Below are 19,736 nucleotides of genomic sequence, written 5' to 3' on the forward strand. Positions count from 1 at the left end.
TCGGCCACCCCCACTTCCCTCGGTCCGGAACGCTGAACGCTATTGGCGGCAGTCGTAACTGCCGTGCAAAATACTTCCGTCGGGGAAGGTGAAGCTCGTGGAGTTCTTGAAATGCCCCCGACCGAGCACCTGGTAGTCATCCATGAGGTCCAGCTTCACGCCCGATGTCTGTCCCGTGGCATTCGGTGTGATCACCTGGGTGAGGGGACCCTTGAATATCAGGTGGCCGTCCTTCCAGCCGGACGAGGTGTAGTTTCCGGAGGAACCCCAGTTGTCGTGGTACTGGTTGATGAATTTCCCGTCGACGGGATTCCAGCCGAAGGCCGAACGGCCGACCACGTTTCCGGGTTCGAGGGTGGCGTCCGTGTAGAAGTAATGCCCGCCCATCGCCCGCCTGGTGGTCAGCTTCAGCACCGCCGCCGTGCCACCCGGCGGTGGGGTGTAGTCGCAGGTGTAGGAGCCGAGCAGAAAGTCCAGATCGTGGACCTGCGGGGGAGCGGGAAGTGGATTCCTGCCGCGCGGCGGTTTGGCTCTGGTATCGGGCTCGGCGTTCACCGGGGAGACCGTGAGCGCGATCAGGCTCACGGCGGCCACGCCCACGACACCGGCCGGGACGCGCCGGATCCACTTCCTCCGCCGGGCCGTGCCATCCGGTTCCCGTTCCTCTGACTTCTCGGTGCGCACACTCGACTCCCAACCGTCAATCGGGCGCTGACCTGCGGCTGAGCCACCTGCCAGGCGGCCACTCCGGATACGGCGACCATCATTTGCGCCGCCACCAAAGTGGGTCTAACGCCCGGCTTGGCCTCCTCCCTGATACGAACCGATTGATGCGAACCGATACGGAAAGGGGAGGACCCGCGAAAAGTGGCGCACTGGGCTCGCGTTAGCCCAGCTTTAGCCCGCCCGTCGAGCATGAATCCGGACCGTGGCGATGAGGAGGATGACGATGAGCGGCTGGCCGGCGCTGGAGAAGTACCTCGATCGGGCACCCACGTCGAAGGAGATGATGGCCTGGATCGAACTGATCGTCGGCCAGGGCATTCGCCGGGCGGGCTATCCGGCCGACGGCTGGACCGAGGAGTGGGCCGCGGAACAGTTCCGGGAGACCGGGCTGGCGGATGTGCGACTGGAGCCGCTGGACACACCCATCTGGCGGCCGCGGTCCGCCGCCTTCGAGATCTGGCCCACCGGCCGCCCCGATGAGGTCATCCGCTTCGAGGGCCTCGCCCTGCCGTACACCACGCCGACCGAGGGCACCGAAGGTCGGCTGGTGCGGATGGAGGACGGGGAGGTGCGGGGCTCCATCACGGTCCAGGAGATCGGCTTCACGCGGCTGCCGCAGACCGAGGTGCAGGCCCGGGCCACCGGCTCCTACGACCCCGAGGGCGTGTTCCCCGACCTCGTCCAGACCGTGCCGTTCGACCTTCCCCATGTGCTGGACTTCGACATCGCCATCAAGGACGGTGCCACGGCCTACGTCGGTCTGCTCACCGGACTGCCCTGGGAGACCAGCGACTTCTACTGGCCCTATGACGCCGAACGGCGCCCCATCCCCGGCATCTGGCTGAGTGGCCAGGACGGGCAGCGGGTCCGCGAGCTGATGGCGTCGGGGGAGTGCGAGGGCCGGATCGTCTCCGACGCCACCATCACCGAGGAGACCACCCACAATGTGGTGGGCACCCTGCCCGGCGCCTCCGACCATTGGCTGATCATCGGCTCACACCACGACGGCCCCTGGGCATCGGCCGTGGAGGACGCCTCGGGGGTCGCACTCGTGCTGGCGCAGGCCAAGTTCTGGGCGTCGGTGCCGCAGGAGCTGCGACCGCACAACATGCTGTTCGTGCTGACGTCCGGCCATATGGCGGGCGCCGCGGGCACACAGGCGTTCATCGCGGCGCATCCCGAGCTGTTTCCCCAGGTCGTCCTCGAAATGCATCTGGAACACGCGGCACGCCAAGCGGTGGTGGTGGACGGCGAGGTGGTGCCCACCGACGACCCCGAGGTGCGCTGGTGGTTCACCACCCAGGCGCCCGAGCTGGAGCAGTTGGTGGCCGAGTCCCTCGCGGCGGAGGACCTGCGCCGCTCATGGATTCTGTCGCCGACCGCCTTCGCGCCGAACCCGGCCACCGACGGCGCCTACTTCTACTACACGGGTGTGCCGCTGGTGCAGCTGATCACCACGCCCATGTACATCTTCGATCCGCGGGACACCCCGGACAAGGTGGACGAGCAGAGCCTGGTGCCGCTCACCAAGGGGGCGGCGCGGATCATCGCCGGTACGGCCGGCTGTGAGCCCGACACCCTCCGGGTGCCGATCCAGACCGCGGCCGACGAGACGGAGTAGGGCCACCGAGCACCGACGACCCGTAGAGCAGGGACGGCCCGCCGCATGCCGGCGGGCCGTCACCCGTTTCACCGTCACCCATCGCCCTACTGGCGGCTCGACAGCCGGCACATGGCCTTGGCGGTGCGGTGCGGGTCGCTTTCGGAGCGGGCGGTGAGCACGACCGCCCCCTGCCGCGTGGCGCCGTTCTTCGCGGCCACCGCCACCTCGACATCCACCGATCCACCGGCCCTTGCGGTGGCGAGACGGTTGGGCAGCCACGCGGACCAGCCCCGGCCCACGGCCCTCGCCGACAGCCGGTAGACATCCGAGTCCACCGAAGTGGCCGCCGCCTCGGCCCGGTTGCCCGTAGCGCGCCCGGTGTTGTCGAGGCCGAAGGTGCACACGGCCCGGGAGCGGGCGGCGTCCCCCTTGGCCTGGCCGTGGTGGAGGGCCGGTCCGCGGCGTTGCGGTCCCGCGCCGTCGAGGGACTTCACCGCGATGGTGTATGAGAGCACTCCGGACCGGTCGCGCTCGAGGCCGAGCACATAGAAGTGCAGCCGGTTGGCCCGGTCGAGGTACTCGTACTGGCTGCCGGAGTCGGCTCCGGCGTGGAAGAGCGCATCGCTGAGCTGCCGGTAGTCGCCCATGGTGATCTTCTGGGTGGTGCCGTCGGGGCGCCGGAAGTCCACCAGGCCGATGTCCTCGGGGTGCGCGTCGACGACCCAGGCGAACGGGGCCCGGTCCTTGTTCTTCGTCTTGGTGAGCAGTACCCCGTGATCCGGGGTGAACGAGTCCATGCCCATGCGGTCGACGATCTCGACGGTGTAGTTGTCGTAGCCACCGCCGTCGCACAGCGGGTCGGTGGCATTGTCGCAGGACGGCGAGAGATCGCGGCCCAGGGCGATGTTGACCCCGGAGAGCCCCTTCTCACCCGGTGGGGCCGAGCGTGCGGTGACCCGGGCGACGACGAGGCCGGAGCTCTTCAGGGCGTCGCGGTCCAGCCGCAGGACGTTCTTCTCGTCGACGATGCCGAGCTTCAGCTTGTCGCGCAGCACATGCTGGGAGCCCATCGAGCCACCGGCGGTGGCGGGGATCTGCCAGCGGGTGTGCGGCCCGCCGGGGCCGTTGAACGAACCGCGGGAGAGCATGCCCCAGATACCGGTGTACGAACGGCTGAGGGGGGTGCCGTACGGGTTGTTGTAGTTGTCCCCGATGCCCAGGATATGGCTGAGTTCATGGGCGTACACGGCCATCCCGGAGCTCTCGGCCTGCACCGACGACCCGTCGGCGGCGTTGGGCCAGATACGGGCGGCGGACTGCCAGGACGTCCACGGTACGTAGCGGGTCCGGGCGGAGTTGTCGCCCGTGGTGGCCGGCGGCCCCCAGGCGGCGGGTATGTCCGCCGCGCTCGGGAACTTCATCTGGCCGAACTCCTGCCAGGTGGACGACTCGTCCTGCCCGGCCGTGAGATAGAAGACGAAGTCGAACGAGTCCGTCTTGTCGGCGCCGACATCGGCCACCCAGGCGGCCTTGCCGTCGGCCCGAATGTCCTTGTCGCAGGTGTCCCCGGCCGGGCAGGCCCCCGGGTTCATCGAGTCCTCGACACCGTACTGATAGGACTTGCCCGGCATGCGGTACACACCGAAGGCGGTCAGATCGACACCGATGCGGCCGCCGGAGTCCTCCATCCAGTACTCGTTGATGGTGTGACCGTTGTTCAGCGGCCCCGGTGTGTTGAGGAAGTCCTGGTAGAAGCGCGGGAGGCGAGCGCGGGGGATGTCGGAGGCACTGGCCTGCGGATTGCCGAACAGGGTGGATCCGGCCGGGCGGCTGACCGTGAACTCCTCGTCCGGATAGTCCAGGAGCACCAGCGCGCCCTTGAAGGTGCGCTGTGTGGGCTTGACGTCGGGGTCCGCCCAGCGCGTTCCGGGGACCGCACGGTAGTCGGCCCAGGTCATGTCGTCGGGGTTGCGCCACTGCTGCGGGTCGATCGGCCGCACCAGCGACGGCCGGGCGGGACCGGCCGACGGTAAGTCGTCGGGGGTGGCCCGCGCGGGTCCGGCGGCGATGGCCGCCGCGGTGGCGAGGACCGTGGCGACGACGGTCAACCGGCCGACGGGTCTTCGGGGGAGTAACAATGCTCACCTCGTGTCGGGCGTCTTGGAGCTCGGAGATGACAAGCCGTACGAGCGGTATGCCTACCGCTGCCCCAAGGTAAGGCGGGGGAGGAGGGGGCGCCAGAGTGCGTCGGTGACGGCCGGGACCATCGCCCGCCGGTCCCGCTCCGGGCTCCGCATCGGCCCCGCATCGGCTTCGCTCCGGCCCCCGGCGGTCGTCCCGGTCCCGGTACCGGAGGACGGCTGCCGGACCGGTGGGAAAGCGCGATAGCGTGTACAGGCCAACGGGAGCTGCCGCCTGGACTTCGGCTCAGCGCAATCCGGGAACAGCCCACCCCGGAAGGCGAGATGCGCCCGCGCCCCCGAGGTGCGTCCGCGCTCGCCCGAAGCCGGGCACCGGCCCTGGCTCCCGTCCGGCGCGATTCGTGGATACCAGCACTAGGAGCCCTCTTGACCAGCCCGGAACAGCGCATGGCTGACCTGCTCAAGACCTTCGGTGAGCCTGCGGCGAACACCGCGTACCTGCTGTGCGACAGGCACCCGGACGACGCCGTCGCGTTCACGGTGGTGGGCAAGGACCTGACCGGCCACGACATGACGTACGGGGAGCTGCGGGACCGTTCGTCGCGGATGGCCGGTGCCCTGGCCGCCCTGGGAGTCGGAGTGGGCGACCGCGTTGCCACCTTGATGGGCAAATCCGCCGACCTGCTGATCGCGACCCTGGCGATCTGGCGGCTCGGGGCCGTCCAGGTGCCGCTGTTCACCGCGTTCGCCCCGCCGGCCATCGCGCTGCGGATCGCGGGCAACGCCACCAAGGTCGTGATCAGCGACGCCGACCAACGCCCCAAGCTGGACCCGGAGTCGGGCTTCCCCGGCGAGCGCCCCTGGCGGATCGTCACCACCGGGCCCGTCACCGGGTCCGACCTGTCCTTCGCGGAACTGGCCGAGGGAGACGCCACGCTGCCCGAGCCGGTGGCCGTGGGCGGCGACGGGCTCATCGTGGAGCTGTTCACCTCGGGTACCGCGGGCACCCCCAAGGCAGTCCCGATCCCGCTGCGGGCCGTCGCGGGGTTCGCGATGTACCAGCAGTTCGGCCTGGACCACCGGCCCACCGACGTCTTCTGGAACGCCGCCGACCCGGGCTGGGCGTACGGCCTGTACTACGCGCTCATCGGGCCGCTCGCCCTCGGGCAGCGCGCACTGCTGTTGAACGGCCTGTTCTCCGCGGAGTCCACCTGGGAGGTGCTCTCCCGCTTCGGGGTCACCAACTTCACCGCCGGGCCCACCGTCTACCGCAAGCTGCGCGCCTCCGGTATCCCCGCCCCCGGCGATCTGCGGCTGCGCTGCTGCTCCGCGGCGGGCGAACCGCTGCCCCCGGACGTCGTCGACTGGGCGCTCGAGACGCTCGGTGTCCCCGTGCGCGACCACTACGGCTCGACCGAGCTGGGCATGGTGATCGCCCACGCCTGGCACCCGTCCCTGCGCGACGACATCAAGCCCGGCTCCATGGGCCGTCCGCTGCCCGGCTGGCGGGTGAAGGTGCTGCGCGAGGACACCAACTCCGCACTGGCCCGGGTGGACATCCCCGGCCGGGTCGTGGTGGACATCGAGGACAGCCCGCTGATGTGGTTCAAGGGCTACCTCGACGCCCCCGAGCAGACCGCCGAGAAGTTCAGCCCCGACGGGCGCTGGTTCTACACCGGTGACACCGCCTCCCGCGACGAGGAGGGCGATCTGTTCTTCTCCGGGCGCGGCGACGACATCATCCTGATGGCGGGCTACCGCATCGGCCCCTTCGAGGTGGAGACCGTGCTGCTGGAGCACGCCGCGGTGGCGGAGGCCGCCGTGGTCGGCGTACCGGACGAGGAGTACGGCGAGGTCGTGGAGGCGTTCATCGTGCCGCGACCGGGGACGGAGGCGGACGACGCGCTCGCGGCCGAGCTGCAGCAGCTCGTCAGGGAGCGGTACGCCAAGCACGCCTATCCGCGGAACGTCCACTTCGTGACCGAGCTGCCGAAGACCTCCAGCGGTAAGACGCAGCGGTTCCTGCTGCGTCCGCAGCAGCCCTCGCCCCGGCGCCCCTGAGCGGTTCCCGCGCCGAGGTGGCCTCCGCAAGGCATCGCGCATGCCCGGCGTCCCGTGTCGTAGCGCGGGGCGCCGGGCGCGTCGTGGCCATGGCCTTGAGGTCACTCGCGGGACCGGGACAGCGCCTCCCGTACCGCCTCCTCCGTGCGCCCCACCACCGCCGTGCCATCGTCCGCCGTGATGATGGGCCGCTGGATGAGCTTGGGGTGCTCGGCGAGCGCCGCGATCCAGCGGTCCCGAGCGCTCTCCGCACGCGGCCAGTCCTTCAGCCCCAGCTCCTTCGCGGCGGCCTCCTGGGTCCGGGTGATGTCCCACGGCTCCAGCCCGAGCCGGCCGAGCACCTCGCGGATCTCGTCCTGGCTCGGCACGTCTTCGAGATAGCGGCGGACGGTGTACCCGGCCCCCTCCGCGTCGAGCAGGGTGAGCGCGCCACGGCACTTCGCGCATGCCGGATTGATCCAGATCTCCATGCCGTGCACGGTATCGCGAGGCCGCCTCGTAAATGGCGCCTGACCAGGGGCCTTTGTCAGTGCCCGGCCGTAGAATGGAGGCAGTTGAAGGGAAGGTTTCCCGACCATCTCAGGAGGCTGCCGATGGCCGTTGCCGCACCCCCTCTTCAGGAGCTGCCGAGCTTTCCGACCCTGCCGAAGAAGCGGATGCCCGCCGGGCGTCCGCGTGAGTGGTACGAGTCCCACAACCGCCGTCTGAAGGCCATGCGTCTGGCCATCGCGCTGCTCAACTCCGGTGTCTACCGCCCCGAGCAGGCGCCCAACCGCAAGATACGCTCCACGGCCGACCGGATCGGGGTGCATCCGCCCTCCGACATCACCTGCCGGATGGTGCGCTCCCTCATGCGCACCGATCACACCGACCGCCCCGCCCGCCGCTGAAACCGCCGGCCCGCCGCGCCTCCTCGGATCGCGGCGGGCCCGGCCCGGCGGCGCGCGGTCACCGCGTCAGCGTCAGCCGTTCCCACGGCTACGATCGCCGTCAACGGTTAACCGAAAACGGATAACGGTGTCCCGAGCGAGGGGAGCAGGCCCCAGCAGGGCCCATGCACCGACAGCGCGAAAGGAAGCGGCCCCTTCCGGGAATGGCGCGGTCTCGTGCCCGGGTGGGAAATGAAGGGCGAAGTGTGGCAGGGAGAAGGGCGAAGAGGGCCGGGGAAATGCTCCGCGGATAGCCGCGCCGGCGTTCCGGATTTTCCGGCGGCGCGGACCATCCTCGGAGGTTCCGCCGCTTTCCCCTCTCCCCTCCCCGCGGCTCTCCCGTTGCGAGGGGACAGGCGCGGGCGCACGCTCTCCTTGACGGAGGGAGGCGGCGATGACCCAGCAACCGCCGTCGGAGGTGGTCGACCGCCCGGTCGTCGGCTCGTTTCCGACCTACGCCGGCGCCCAGCGCGCGGTCGACTTCCTGGCCGACAACAAGTTCCCGGTGGAGCACACGGCGATCATCGGCTCGGACCTCCGGATGGTCGAGACGGTGCTCGGGCGGCTGACCAGGGGCCGTGCGGCGCTGGCGGGAGCCGGTACGGGGGCCTGGTTCGGGCTGCTGATCGGGCTGCTGCTGTCCGTGTTCGCCGCCGGGGCCAACAATGTGATCGTGCTGCTGGTGAGCGGTCTCGTCTACGGCGCGGTGTTCGGCGCGATCTTCGGTTTCGTCGGGCATGCCATGACCCGGGGGCAGCGCGATTTCTCGTCCCGCAGCCAGATCGTCGCCGCGCGCTATGACGTGGTCGCGGACGCCGAGGTCGCCGATGAGGCGAAGAACATGCTGGCCAGACTGGCGATGCGGGAGGGCTGAGCGGATTCCTGGGGTCTTCCGGGGGCCCGTGCACATACTAACGGCATTAGGAGTAGGGTGTGGCTCCGAGAGATCACACCGACCCCCGAGGAGTGACGGTGGCCACCGGCAGGAGTGTGCGCGCGGGCGGAGTCCTTCCGCGGCTCCTGCTTGTCGTCGTGCTCGCGCTCGGTGTCTTCGTCATGCACACCCTGGGCCATCCCGACGGCGGATCCGGTGCGGGTGGGAGCCACTCGGCACACCACGCCTCCGGTGAGCCGCGCCCCGCGCCGGACGGCGGTGACCGCGACGGCGGTACGGCCGCCACCGGCTCCGGGTCGCACCGGGCCACGCCCGCCTCGTCCGCCGAGGCCGGGCATGCGCCGGCCGCGCCCAAGACGAAGCCGCGCGCGCCCATGACCGGTATGGACATGGCCTCGCTGTGTGTCGCGGTGCTCGGCGTCTGGGTGCTCGGGGCGCTCCTGAGTGCGGCCCTCGCCCGCCGGAGCGTTCCCCCGCTGAGGCTACCCGTGGCGTCGGTTGTCGTCGCGCGGCCCGACCCTCCGTCACACGGACCCGACCTCACTGCCCTGTCTGTTCTGCGGATTTAGGCCGAACCGCGCGTAAAGCGCCGGTACGCCCCATGGAACAGTCAACACTTGGCAAAAAGAGGTATGTCGACATGACCGTATTCACGCATGCCCCGCGTCGGACGCTCCACCGCCGTCTCGCGCTCGTGGGCGCCATCGCCGCCGGAGGGCTGCTGCTCGCCGGTTGTGGCGGGAGCGACGACACGAAGGACATGGACCACACGGGCACGAAGGAGTCCACCGCCTCCGAGGCGACCGCGGGCTCCGCCGCGGGCACGTTCAACGACGCGGACGTCCGCTTCGCGCAGATGATGATCCCGCATCATGAGCAGGCCCTGACGATGGCCACACTGGCCGATGACCGGGCCTCGGACGCGCGGATCACGAGCCTGGCGGGGCAGATCGAGAAGGCGCAGGACCCGGAGATCGCCACCCTGAAGTCCTGGCTCAAGGACTGGGGCAAGCCGGAGAAGGCGTCATCGGGCGGTATGGACGGCATGGCTGGCATGGACCACGGTTCGAGCGGTAAGGGCGATATGAGCGGAATGATGTCCAAGGAGGACATGCGGAAGCTCGAGGCCGCCCAGGGGCCCGCCTTCGACCGCGCCTTCGCGAGCATGATGATCGACCATCACCAGGGCGCGATCGCCATGGCGAAGGGCGAGAAGAAGAACGGCCGTAACGCCAAGGCCAAGAAGCTCGCCGACGACGTCGTCAAGAACCAGTCCACCGAGGTCGCCACCCTGCGGACCCTCCTCGACCGGCTCTGATCCGCCGCCCGCCCCGCCGCCCCGGGTCCCGTGGTCCCTCCGCGTGGCCCCGGGGCGGCCCCCGAGGCGCGCCGGGGCGCTATCCCATCCCGGGGGCGCAGCCGAGCAGAGGGGGCAGCAGCGGTACGGCCACCGCGGCCGTCACCACCAGGCCGCGCAGCGCCGGATGCGGACGCCGCCGGGCCTCCAGTATCCGCCGCAGCCGGACCACGGCGTCCGGTCCGCCGACGCTGAAGGCCCCGCCGGGAGCGTGGCCCGCCGCCATCGCGTACAGGGCGGAGACGAGCGCTTCGCGCGGATGGCGGCGCAGGGCCCGGTCGTCCGCGGCCATCTCCAGCAGAAGTGCCGTCTGTGCCTTGGCTTCGCGCGCCAGCGGCAGCCACCGGAACACCCGGGCGAACGCCTCGGTGGCCGCCAGTGCCAGATGGTGGCGGCCCGCGATATGCGCGCGCTCATGCTCCAGTACGGACTCCAGTTGCGCGGGGGAGAGCAGTCTCAGCGCGCCCGCGCTCACGACGATCCGTGGCCTGCGGCCGGGCAGGCAGTACGCCGCGGGCGTGTCATGGTCCAGCACGGTGGCGCGCCATCGCGCCGAGCGCCGGCCGACCATGTCCAGCACCCCCCGGTGGCGGGCGCGAACGCGCCGGGCCCGCAGCAGCTCATGGCCGAAGCGGACGAGCGGAAGCAGTGCCACCAAGGCCGGTACGGCGATGGCCGGAACGCCGACCGGGCCCGTGCCCGGGATGCGGGCGTCGAACGTCAACCCACAGAACCGGAGCAAGCCGGACATTCCATTATGAAGATGCCAAGTTGGGGTGACAAGGTGATAAGTGGTCAGAGCCAGTGCGATGGTGAACGACAGGACCAATCCATGCCAAACGGCAACCGCCAAGCCGGGTGCACGATACGGCCAGGCGCTGAGCGCCAGCGCCTTCGGCGCCACCGAGCCGACCACGGCGGCGTAGCAGCCCAGGGCGAGGGCGGCCGTCACGCCTGGGTCCGCCGCCCCGCGGCCCGCAATGCCTTGCGCAGCGCGCTGACCTCCTCCGGGCCCATCTGCTCGACGAAGTGGGCGAGGGCGGCGGAGCGGTCCTCACTGGTGCCGAGGGCGTCCTCCATCAGGGCGGCGGTGTATTCCTCTCGGCTGCGGACCGGCGAGTACATCCACGCCCGGCCCTCCTTGGCGCGCAGCAGCCAGCCCTTGTTGTAGAGGATGGAAGCGACGGTCATCACCGTGGTATAGGCGACCGGGCGGTGCTCGTTGATGTCGTCCACGATCTCCCGCACTGTGGTGGGACGCTGCCAAGCCCAGAGGCGGTCCATGATCTCCGCCTCGAGCTCCCCCAACCGTCGCATGGACGCTTCCTTCCGCCGTTAGTACGGAGGCCCATAGTAGAGACCCCTCGGGGAGGCCCCGCACGTGGCCGTCGGGAAATCCTCAACTCGCCCTGCCCGCGATACGCTTGACGCCACGCGCATTCAACATCCGCACGGTTCGAGGGAAGGGAAGTCCGGGTGACTGGTCTCAACAAGGGGCTTCGGAAAATCGAGGTGGCGCTCAAGTGGGATCCGAGTCCCACCGGTGAGCCGCCCCATGATCTCGACATCGTGGCGGGGACGTACCGCGCCGCCGATCCGTACGGTGAGCCCGCGTATCTCGTCCACTTCGACAGCCGCTCACCGGACGGCACCATCAACCTCAACAGGGACAGCCGCACCGGTCAGGGCCTTGGCGTCGACGAGTCCATGACCCTTGAACTCGAACGGCTGTCGTCCGAATACTCGCGGGTGGTCGTCGGGATAGTCATCCAGCGGAGCTCGGGACGGAAGGCCTTCGGAGATGTTCCGAACACCAGCGTCCGGATTCTCAACGGATACACCGAGCTGATTAAGAGCGACTTCACCGGTGTCTCAGAAGCCACTGCCGCCACGGTGGCGGTATTCACCCGGGACGACTCGGGGGAATGGGGAATGCAGAGCGCTTTTCGTGGATTCGACACGGATCCCGAAGACTTTGGGCGGCTCATGGGCCAGGACTATTCCTGAGGGTCCGGGCTGCCGGGGCCCGGGTGGCGCGCGGCCCGCACGGTGAAGGTGCGGGCCGCGCGCCGATTCCGGACATCGGGTCAGATATCGGGTCAGGCGTCGTTCGGCGGGCGGCCCGGGAAGCGCGGCCCGCGGGTGAGGGTGTAGCCGCCCACCCCGGCGAGCGCCGCCAGCGCCGCGCCGATCACGGTCCACACCCACCGGTCCGACCACCAGCCGGAGCCCCAGTCGTCCGCCGGCTCGGCGACCGCGTGCGGGATGTCCCCGCTCTTGTCGTCCGCGGAATCCGAGGACGTGTCGCCCGGCGGCTCGGAGCCCGTGCCGGGGGCCGTCCCGGACCGCAGCACCGGATTGAGCGGGGTCACGTCCCCGCCGTCGGCGTGCGCCCCGCCCGCATCCGGTACGGACGCCTCCACTTCGGCGTCGATCGGCAGCCCGAGGTCCTCGGCGGGCAGATCGACGACGGTGAGCCGCACGTAATAGGCGCCCTGCAGCGGGTCGTTGGCCCAGCGCTCGGACCAGGACCGCACCTGGCGCAGGGTGCAGCTCACGGTGACCGACCCGTCCTGCCGGCCCGCCCTGCGCGCCGGAGTGCCCGAGGCACACGCCTGGTGGCGGCGCAGACCGTCGTAGACATCGAGCTGCCAGGTGGCGCTGCCGTGCCGGCTCGAACCGTCGGGCAGCTTCAGCTCCGCCTCGACCTTGGGGATCTGCCCGGCGGCGGCCGGGAACACCCAGTACAGATAGTCGCCGGTGGAGGCCGCCGCGGTGGCCTTCTGACCGGGCTTGATCTCGGTGGCGGTACGGAAGTTCGTGCCCGCCTCGGTGGGGGCGCCGTCCTTCTTGTCGTCCGTGCCGTCCGCGGCGGCCGGAGCGGCGGCGGTCAGCCAGGCGGCGGCACACAGGGTGAGCGCGGCGCTCACGGTACGCAGAACTCGCATCAGTTGGACCTCCAGACGGTGACACGCCAGCGGGCCAGCCAGCCCCACAGCAACCCCGCGAGCAGCCCGCCCACGGTGAGCACGCCCAGCAGCATCCAGCCGCGGCCCAGGCCGAAGGCGGCCACATCGGCGGGCGGATCGTCGTTGCCGACCACATCGACGGCGAGCTCCACCGGAAGGCCCGGAGCGCGCTTGACGGACGCGGGCGCGGAGAAGGACTGGCTCAGCTCCAGGCACACCGTCCGCGCGGTCTTGTCCTCGTCGTCGTCCACATCGGCGACCGGATAGCGCAGCCCGCTGGACATGACGTCCGTACGGCCGCTGCCCGCCTCGCTGCCGCGCACCAGCTCCTGGCCGCCCGGGGTCATCGCCCGCAGCAGAACGCCGTAATCCGGGTCGACGGCGCGGTCCACGGCCACGCTCGCCGAGGCCCGCAGCTCCTGACCGGGCGCCACCCGCATCCGGTACCAGCGGTGTTCGCCGAAGCTCTCCCGGTCGCTGTACAGGCCGGAGCCCAGGTAGGGAGCCTTCGCGCACTGTGCGGCGCCTTGCACCGGCGTGGGCGTCTGCACGGGGGTGTCGGCGGAGCGCCGGACGAGCTGCTTGATACGGCTGGAGAGCTGGTCCCGGTGCTGGATCGCCGTATAGGTGCCACCGGTGGCCTCGGCGATGCAGCTGAGCTGCTCGCGGACCTTGCGGTCCAGCGTCAGCCCGAGCGTGTCGACGACCAGATGGGTTCCCTGGGCGGCCAGTTCACGGGCCACATCACACGGGTCGGGCTGACCGCAGGAGTCCTCGCCGTCCGTGATCAGCACGATCCGGCGGGTCCCCTCGCCGCTGGAGAGGTCCTTGGACGCGCCGCGCAGCGCGAGCCCGATGGGCGTCCAGCCGGTGGGGCGCAGCGTGGCGACGGCGGCCTTGGCCTCGGTGCGGTCGACCTGGCCCACCGGGTAGAGCTGCTCGCTGTCCCGGCAGCCGGCCACGCGGTCCTTGCCCGGGTAATTGGCGCCGAGGGTGCGGATGCCCAGCCGCACCTCCTCGGGAGTGGCGTCCAGCACCTCGTTGAACGCCTGTTTCGCTGCCGCCATCCGGGTGTCGCCGTCGACGTCGCGGGCCCGCATGGAGCCGCTGACGTCGAGCACCAGCTCGACCTTCGGGGAATCGGGAGCCGGTTCGCCGGCCATCGCGGCGGGAGGGGATATCAGGCCGCAGGCGAGGGCCGCGAGCAGCCCCAACGCGCCTGTCGCCAGACGTTTCTTTATGATCACCGGCGCATCTTATGGACCTTCACCTGACGGATCCAAAAGCCCGGCGCCGCGGCCGGGGGTATACCGCGCCGGGTGTACGGCAGGTGTCGGGGTACTCCCCCGGGAGGGGACGAGAATCCGTCTGGTGTCAGCTCCAGCGTTCGCATCCTCCTCTTAGGGTTGCGGGTATGGATCTCCGAAAGACCCGGCTGCGAGGCCGGCGCCTGGCCGCCGCCGTGGCCGCCGCGGCCGTCCTCGCAGGCGCGGGCACCTGGGCGGCCGCCGCCTCCGACGACCGGCCGGCCGTGCACCGCCAGGACCGCGTGCTGGACATGCCGGGCGCGCGCATCGACACCTCGTACTTCACCTCGGGCACCGGCCGCAGGCCCGCGGTCCTGCTCGCCCACGGCTTCGGCGGCAGCAAGGACGACGTACGCGACCGGGCCGAGGAGCTGGCCCGCGACGGATACGCCGTGCTCACCTGGTCGGCGCGTGGATTCGGCAGATCCACGGGGAAGATCGGGCTGAACGACCCGGAGCATGAGGTGGCCGATGCCCGGCGGCTGATCGACTGGCTGGCGAAACGCCCCGAGGTGCGGCTCGATGGCCAGGGCGACCCCCGGGTGGGCGTCGCCGGCGCCTCCTACGGCGGGGCGATCTCCCTGCTCGCCGCCGGATACGACCGCCGGGTGGACGCCATCGCGCCCGAGATCACCTACTGGAACCTCGCCGACGCGCTCTTCCCGAACGGTGTCTACAAAAAGCTCTGGACCGGGCTGTTCTTCACCACCGGCTCGGCCGACCTCACCCAGGCCCAGGGCGGCCAGGAGGACGCGAACGGCGGCGGAGGAGCGGGCGGCGGAAGGGGCCAGTCGGGCCCGGGAGGCGCGAACGGCGGGGCGGGCCAGGGAGCCCAGGCAGGCCCGGGAGGCGCGAACGGCGCAGCGGACGAGAGCGGCGGGAAGGCCCTGGGAGGCCAGGGCTGCGGCCGCTTCGAGAAGCGGCTGTGCGAGATGTACGAGCGGGTCGCGGTCGCCGGAAAGCCCGACGCCGCCGCCCGCCGGCTGCTCGAGGCCCGCAGCCCCTCCGCCGTGGCCGGCCGGATCAAGGTCCCCACGCTGATCCTCCAGGGACAGGCCGACTCCCTCTTCCCCCTCGGCCAGGCCGATGAGATGGCGAAGTCGATCCGGGCCGCCGGGGCGCCGGTCGCCGTCGACTGGACGGCCGGAGGACATGACGGTGGCGACCGCGAGACCTCGCGGGTGGCGGCGCGCACCCGCGCCTGGTTCGACCGCTACCTCAAGGGCGACAAGGGCGCCGACACCGGCCCCGCCTTCCGGATCAGCCGCACCGGCGGCATCGACACCACCAACGGCGCGGTGCAGCTACGCGGCGCCACCGGCGACCGCTACCCGGGCCTGGGCGACGGCACCCGGAAGGTGGCACTGCCCGGACGCGAGCAGTCGTTCGCCAACCCGCCCGGGGCGGGGCCGCCCTCCATCTCCACGGTGCCGGGCGTGGCCGGGCTCTCCCAGGCGTCCTCGCTCGGCGTCGGCCTCTCCCTCGACATCCCGGGCCAGTTCGCACGGTTCGACTCGGCGCGGCTGGGCCGGCCCCTGCGCATCACCGGATCGCCCGAGGTGAAGGTGCGGGTCAAGGCCGACGCGGAGGACGCCGTCCTGTTCGCCAAGGTCTACGACGTGGGGCCGGACGGGCAGCAGGTGCTGCCCGAGCAACTGGTCACGCCGCTGCGCGTCACCGGCGCGAAGCAGGGCCGTACCGTCACCGTGCGGCTGCCCGCCGTCGACCATGAGCTCATCGCGGGCCATCGGCTGCGGCTCGTCCTCGCCTCCACCGATCTCGGCTACGCCTCCCCGACCGAGCCCGCCACCTACACGGTCGGGCTCGTGGACGGCGGCCTGAGGGTTCCCACCGCCCCCGCGGTGCACACCCAGCCCGCCCCGCTGCCCGCGTGGGTGTGGGGGCTGCCGCTCGTCGCCGCCGTGGTGGCGCTCGTGCTGGTGCTGACCGGCAGGCGGCGTACGGCCACTCCCGCGCCCGACCCCGAACTGGCCGAGGTGCCCCTGCAGATCACCGGTCTCAGCAAGCGATACGCCAAGTCCGCCGACCGCTACGCGGTACGCGAGCTGTCCTTCCGCGTCGAGAAGGGGCAGGTGCTCGGGCTCCTCGGGCCCAACGGCGCGGGCAAGACCACCACCTTGCGCATGCTGATGGGGCTCATCGCCCCCGACGAGGGCGAGATCCGGGTCTTCGGCCAGGCCATCAGGCCCGGCGCGCCCGTGCTCTCCCGCGTCGGCGCCTTCGTCGAGGGGGCGGGCTTCCTGCCGCATCTGACCGGCAGCGCCAACCTGGAGCTGTACTGGCGGGCCACCGGCCGCCCCGCCGCCGACGCCCATATCGAGGAGGCACTGGAGATCGCGGGCCTGGGCAGCGCGCTGGAGCGTGCGGTGCGCACCTACTCCCAGGGCATGCGGCAGCGGCTCGCCATCGCCCAGGCCATGCTGGGCCTGCCCGATCTGCTGATCCTCGACGAACCGACCAACGGCCTCGACCCGCCGCAGATCCGCGAGATGCGCGAGGTGATGATCCGGTACGCCGCCGAGGGACGCACGGTGATCGTTTCCAGCCATCTCCTGGCGGAGGTCGAGCAGTCCTGTACCCATCTGGTCGTCATGGACCGCGGCCGGCTCATCCAGGCGGGCCCGGTCGGCGAGATCACCGGCAACGGCGCCAGTGTGCTGGTGGGCCACGACGGCGAGCTGAGCGAGGCCCACCTCGACAAGGTGAACGCGCTGCCCGGTATCGTCTCCGCCGCCCGCACCGCCGACGGACTGCTCGTCGAGCTCGACGGGACCACCCCGGCGCGGCTGCTCGCCGAACTGGTGCGGCTGGAGATCCCGGTGACCAGCTTCGGGCCCAACCGGCGCCTGGAAGACGCCTTCTTGACGCTGATTGCAGGAGGATCCGCGTGAGCTCCCTGTCCCAGGTCGCGCCCGGCTACCGGGCCCATCACACCCTGCCGCTGCGGGTCGAGGCCGTACGGCAGCTACGCCGCCGCCGGACCCTGGTCATGGCGCTGGTGCTGGCGCTGCTGCCGTTCGTCCTCGTCGCCGCGTTCGCCATCGGCGGCACCCCCGAGGGGCAGGAGGACCGGGTCACCCTGATGGCCACGGCCACCGCATCCGGCGCCAACCTCGCCGCCACCGCGCTGTTCGTCTCGGCCGCCTTTTTGCTGGTCGTGCCGGTGGCGCTGTTCTGCGGTGACACCGTGGCCTCCGAGGCGAGCTGGTCCTCGCTGCGCTATCTGCTGGCCGCGCCCGTGCCCCGGGCCCGGCTGCTGGGGAGCAAGGTGGCGGTGGCCCTCGCGTTCAGCGCGGCCGCCATGGTGCTGCTGCCGCTGGTCGCGCTCGCGGTGGGCACCGTCGCGTACGGCTGGGGGCCGCTGCAGATGCCCACGGGCGGTGAACTGCCGATCGGGGACGCCCTCGTCCGGCTCGCCCTGGTGGTGCTGTACATCTTCCTGTCCCAGCTGGTCACGGCCGCCCTCGCGTTCTGGCTCTCGACCGTCACCGACGCGCCGCTGGGCGCGGTGGGCGGCGCGGTGGGGCTCACCATCGTGGGCAATGTGCTGGACGCGGTCACGGCGCTCGGCTCCTGGCGCGACTTCCTGCCCGCGCACTGGCAGTTCGCGTGGGCGGACGCACTCCAGCCCCATATGGAGTGGGGCGGAATGGTGAAGGGCGTCTCGGTGTCCGTCGCCTACGCGCTGGTGCTCCTCGCGTTCGCCTACCGTGGCTTCGGCCGCAAGGACGTGGTGTCCTAGACGGCCACGGAACCACGGTCACGGCCGTCGGGCGGCCCGGTCAGTAGTCCTTGAGAGTGTAGGAATTGACCACCTCGTAGAAACTGTCACCGATATAGCTCGGGTTGGTGTCGGGATCCTGCCCGCGCGATGCGGTCTCCGCGTCCTTCCGTGCCTTGATGTCCAGCGCGAGCTGCTGGTTGGCCGCCGTATAGCCCCGCAGCTCGCGCTCATAGGCGGCGAAGGCCGCGGTGTGGTCGCCGCCGGCGGCCTTGAGCTCGCCCGCCAGGACATAGGCACCGACCATGGCCACGCTGGTGCTCTGCCCGGACATCGGCGAGCCGCAGTAACCGGCGTCGCCGACCAGGGCCACCCGGCCACGGGACCAGGAGTCCATATGGATCTGGGCCGCCGCGTCGAGGTGGAAGTCGGGCGCCCCCCACATGTACTCCAGCAGCCGTGGCATCTCCCAACGCGCGTCCTTGTGCCGCTCGGCCACCAGCCGCTTCTGATCCGAGACGGTCCGGGAGCCGAGGAGTTCGGCGGGCGGTTCGTCCGAGTCGATGCCGACGTAGACCCGGACCTCGGTGTTCTCGCGGACACTCATCACCATGCCGCCCCAGACGTCGCCGGACATCTGGTAGATGACCTCCCAGCGGTCGAGGCCCAGATAGTTCGGCGCCGTCCACACGCCCAGATAACCCCCCATATGGTGAAGGAACTTCCCCTCCGGGCCGAAGACCAGCGCCCGGGTGGAGGAGTGCACCCCGTCGGCCGCCAGCACGATGTCGAAGCCGCGCGAACCGCCCCGGTGGAAGGTGACCGCCACCTCATCGGGGCCCTGGGCGAGCGAGGCGATCGAATCGTTGAAGAGGTACTCGATCCCGTCGCCGCCCGCGGCCAGCAGAACCGAGGACAGATCGTCCCGGAGAATCTCGACGTCGGGGCTGTCGAAATGTCCGCCACTCGCGGTGCGCTCGGTGGTGCTGAACAGCTCCTTTCCGTCGCCGTCGACCATCGACATACCGCGCAGCCCGGTGCGGCGCGCCCGGATCTCCTCCAGCACACCCATACGCGCGCCCACTTCCAGCGCCGGGCCTCGTACGTCGATCGCCTGTCCGCCCGGGCGCGGCCCCGCGGCGCGCTCCACCACGGAGACCCGGAAGCCATGGCGGTCCAGCCAGTAGGCGAGGGCGGGCCCGGCGATACTGGCGCCGGAAATCAGGACCCGGGTATTGCGCATGGTGTTGTCCCTTCCGAATTCAACCACCGAATGTGGTGCCTGGAAAAAGACTGGATGGAGGTACCGACACCGCACCGACGTGGCCGACGCCGGGTCGATGACCCACCGACGCCCCGCCGACGCCATACCGACAGGGCTCCGACGCCCCCGCACCGTAGGCGAGTTGAGACCGGAGGCGATCGGCCCGTCGGAACGCGGAACTCTGTCCTCGATTAATGAGAGTGTTACTTCGATGTGTTGTGTGGTTCCGTAGTGATCGATGAGACTAAGGAATCCGACCGGTCAGCCCAAAAGGCCGGTCGACCCGCACTGGTGACGTTCGGTCCGCCCCCCACGATCCGAACAGGATGGGACCTTATGCGCAATTCGCTGGAGCACGTTCGCGTGTCCACCGCCGCCGTCACGTCCGTCTGCCCGAGACCCCGCCGGAGACCTCACCTCTCCCCGCGCGGATCGGCCACGGTCGCGGCGTAGCCGCCTCTCACCACTCACCGAACGGCGGATCGCCCCGGCCTTCCCGGCGACGCCGTCCTCCGGCCTGCCCGTAGACGCATGCCCCACGCATGCCCGCGGGCCATGTGGTCTGCCCTGACCCCGGCCGGAACGTCCGCGTGCCCACGGCCCGTTCGGTGACGCATGTCTTCCAGAAAGGAACCTCTCAGGTGCTTACTTCGCACCACCCACGATCACCCGAATACCAGCAACCCGGGCCCGCCGCTCGCGGCGATGTGGCGGGACCGAGCGGGCATGTGCTGGCGGTCGG

16 protein-coding genes and 1 pseudogene are annotated in these 19,736 nt (G+C 70.7%); 9 read left to right on the forward strand and 8 right to left on the reverse strand.

The annotated features are described in order from the left end of the window. Positions 1–39: 39 nt before the first annotated feature. Complete coding sequence (locus STRVI_RS18160) at positions 40–684, reverse strand: hypothetical protein (RefSeq protein WP_014057130.1); 645 nt, start codon at positions 682–684, stop codon at positions 40–42. 265 nt (positions 685–949) lie between these two features. Between STRVI_RS18160 and STRVI_RS18165 the strand changes: the two genes are divergently transcribed. Continuing rightward, a complete protein-coding gene (locus STRVI_RS18165) occupies positions 950–2,347 on the forward strand; it encodes a M28 family metallopeptidase (protein ID WP_014057131.1) in 1,398 nt (465 codons plus the stop codon). Positions 2,348–2,433: 86 nt separating this feature from the next. Here the strand turns inward: STRVI_RS18165 and STRVI_RS18170 are convergent, their stop codons facing one another. Continuing rightward, positions 2,434–4,437, reverse strand: coding sequence for a M6 family metalloprotease domain-containing protein (locus STRVI_RS18170; RefSeq protein WP_251982650.1), 2,004 nt, complete (start codon positions 4,435–4,437; stop codon positions 2,434–2,436). Positions 4,438–4,896: 459 nt separating this feature from the next. Here STRVI_RS18170 and STRVI_RS18175 point away from each other — a divergent pair, with 459 nt between their 5' ends. Continuing rightward, a complete protein-coding gene (locus tag STRVI_RS18175) occupies positions 4,897–6,531 on the forward strand; it encodes an AMP-binding protein (protein WP_014057133.1) in 1,635 nt (544 codons plus the stop codon). A 101-nt stretch (positions 6,532–6,632) separates the two neighbouring features. On the opposite strand, the gene STRVI_RS18180 is transcribed toward STRVI_RS18175, so the two are convergent. Further along, a complete protein-coding gene (locus STRVI_RS18180; protein ID WP_014057134.1) occupies positions 6,633–7,001 on the reverse strand; it encodes an arsenate reductase family protein in 369 nt (122 codons plus the stop codon). Positions 7,002–7,124: 123 nt separating this feature from the next. Here STRVI_RS18180 and STRVI_RS18185 point away from each other — a divergent pair, with 123 nt between their 5' ends. From STRVI_RS18185 to STRVI_RS18200, 4 genes are all read left to right on the forward strand, one after another. After that, positions 7,125–7,421: a hypothetical protein gene (locus tag STRVI_RS18185; RefSeq protein WP_014057135.1), complete on the forward strand. Its 297-nt coding sequence runs from the start codon at positions 7,125–7,127 to the stop codon at positions 7,419–7,421. Positions 7,422–7,854: 433 nt separating this feature from the next. Next, positions 7,855–8,334 (forward strand): general stress protein, encoded by a 480-nt coding sequence (locus tag STRVI_RS18190; protein WP_014057136.1) that lies wholly within the window; start codon positions 7,855–7,857, stop codon positions 8,332–8,334. Between the two features lie 98 nt (positions 8,335–8,432). Continuing rightward, positions 8,433–8,924 (forward strand): hypothetical protein, encoded by a 492-nt coding sequence (locus STRVI_RS18195; protein WP_014057137.1) that lies wholly within the window; start codon positions 8,433–8,435, stop codon positions 8,922–8,924. Positions 8,925–8,995: 71 nt separating this feature from the next. Then, the gene (locus tag STRVI_RS18200; protein WP_014057138.1) at positions 8,996–9,673 is read left to right on the forward strand and encodes a DUF305 domain-containing protein; all 678 of its coding nucleotides are present in this window, start codon (positions 8,996–8,998) and stop codon (positions 9,671–9,673) included. A 79-nt stretch (positions 9,674–9,752) separates the two neighbouring features. Here the strand turns inward: STRVI_RS18200 and STRVI_RS18205 are convergent, their stop codons facing one another. Both STRVI_RS18205 and STRVI_RS18210 read right to left on the reverse strand, forming a co-directional pair. Further along, positions 9,753–10,463, reverse strand: coding sequence for a M56 family metallopeptidase (locus STRVI_RS18205; protein ID WP_353477039.1), 711 nt, complete (start codon positions 10,461–10,463; stop codon positions 9,753–9,755). A 197-nt stretch (positions 10,464–10,660) separates the two neighbouring features. Further along, positions 10,661–11,029 (reverse strand): BlaI/MecI/CopY family transcriptional regulator, encoded by a 369-nt coding sequence (locus tag STRVI_RS18210; protein WP_014057140.1) that lies wholly within the window; start codon positions 11,027–11,029, stop codon positions 10,661–10,663. A 156-nt stretch (positions 11,030–11,185) separates the two neighbouring features. Between STRVI_RS18210 and STRVI_RS18215 the strand changes: the two are divergent. Next, positions 11,186–11,719, forward strand: a pseudogene (locus STRVI_RS18215) (TerD family protein); the annotation flags it as partial. Between the two features lie 92 nt (positions 11,720–11,811). Here the strand turns inward: STRVI_RS18215 and STRVI_RS18220 are convergent. Continuing rightward, positions 11,812–12,660 carry a hypothetical protein gene (locus STRVI_RS18220; protein ID WP_014057142.1) on the reverse strand — a complete coding sequence of 283 codons (849 nt, stop codon included), beginning with the start codon at positions 12,658–12,660 and terminating at the stop codon, positions 11,812–11,814. Next, complete coding sequence (locus tag STRVI_RS18225) at positions 12,660–13,928, reverse strand: VWA domain-containing protein (RefSeq protein ID WP_014057143.1); 1,269 nt, start codon at positions 13,926–13,928, stop codon at positions 12,660–12,662. The genes STRVI_RS18220 and STRVI_RS18225 overlap by 1 nt, the downstream gene beginning before the upstream one ends. A 167-nt stretch (positions 13,929–14,095) precedes the next feature. Here STRVI_RS18225 and STRVI_RS18230 point away from each other — a divergent pair, with 167 nt between their 5' ends. Both STRVI_RS18230 and STRVI_RS18235 read left to right on the forward strand, forming a co-directional pair. Next, positions 14,096–16,900 (forward strand): alpha/beta fold hydrolase, encoded by a 2,805-nt coding sequence (locus STRVI_RS18230; protein WP_014057144.1) that lies wholly within the window; start codon positions 14,096–14,098, stop codon positions 16,898–16,900. Then, positions 16,897–17,751, forward strand: a complete 855-nt coding sequence (locus STRVI_RS18235; protein ID WP_014057145.1) for an ABC transporter permease — start codon at positions 16,897–16,899, stop codon at positions 17,749–17,751. Before STRVI_RS18230 ends, STRVI_RS18235 begins: the two co-directional genes overlap by 4 nt. Before the next feature lie 40 nt (positions 17,752–17,791). Here the strand turns inward: STRVI_RS18235 and STRVI_RS18240 are convergent, their stop codons facing one another. Next, entirely contained in the window at positions 17,792–18,973 is a 1,182-nt protein-coding gene (locus tag STRVI_RS18240) for an FAD-dependent monooxygenase (protein ID WP_014057146.1), read from the reverse strand. Between the last annotated feature and the right edge of the window lie 763 nt (positions 18,974–19,736).

It is taken from the genome of Streptomyces violaceusniger Tu 4113 (genome assembly GCF_000147815.2).
Classification (GTDB): Bacteria; Actinomycetota; Actinomycetes; order Streptomycetales; family Streptomycetaceae; genus Streptomyces; species Streptomyces violaceusniger_A.

What these genes read in the sequence shown, in the direction of transcription:
- STRVI_RS18165 (WP_014057131.1), top strand. Translation starts at nt 950, where the DNA reads ATGAGCGGCTGGCCGGCGCTGGAGAAGTACCTCGATCGGGCACCCACG.
- STRVI_RS18180 (WP_014057134.1), bottom strand. Translation starts at nt 7,001, where the DNA reads ATGGAGATCTGGATCAATCCGGCATGCGCGAAGTGCCGTGGCGCGCTC.
- STRVI_RS18185 (WP_014057135.1), top strand. Translation starts at nt 7,125, where the DNA reads ATGGCCGTTGCCGCACCCCCTCTTCAGGAGCTGCCGAGCTTTCCGACC.
- STRVI_RS18190 (WP_014057136.1), top strand. Translation starts at nt 7,855, where the DNA reads ATGACCCAGCAACCGCCGTCGGAGGTGGTCGACCGCCCGGTCGTCGGC.
- STRVI_RS18200 (WP_014057138.1), top strand. Translation starts at nt 8,996, where the DNA reads ATGACCGTATTCACGCATGCCCCGCGTCGGACGCTCCACCGCCGTCTC.
- STRVI_RS18205 (WP_353477039.1), bottom strand. Translation starts at nt 10,463, where the DNA reads ATGTCCGGCTTGCTCCGGTTCTGTGGGTTGACGTTCGACGCCCGCATC.
- STRVI_RS18210 (WP_014057140.1), bottom strand. Translation starts at nt 11,029, where the DNA reads ATGCGACGGTTGGGGGAGCTCGAGGCGGAGATCATGGACCGCCTCTGG.
- STRVI_RS18220 (WP_014057142.1), bottom strand. Translation starts at nt 12,660, where the DNA reads ATGCGAGTTCTGCGTACCGTGAGCGCCGCGCTCACCCTGTGTGCCGCC.
- STRVI_RS18230 (WP_014057144.1), top strand. Translation starts at nt 14,096, where the DNA reads ATGGATCTCCGAAAGACCCGGCTGCGAGGCCGGCGCCTGGCCGCCGCC.
- STRVI_RS18240 (WP_014057146.1), bottom strand. Translation starts at nt 18,973, where the DNA reads ATGCGCAATACCCGGGTCCTGATTTCCGGCGCCAGTATCGCCGGGCCC.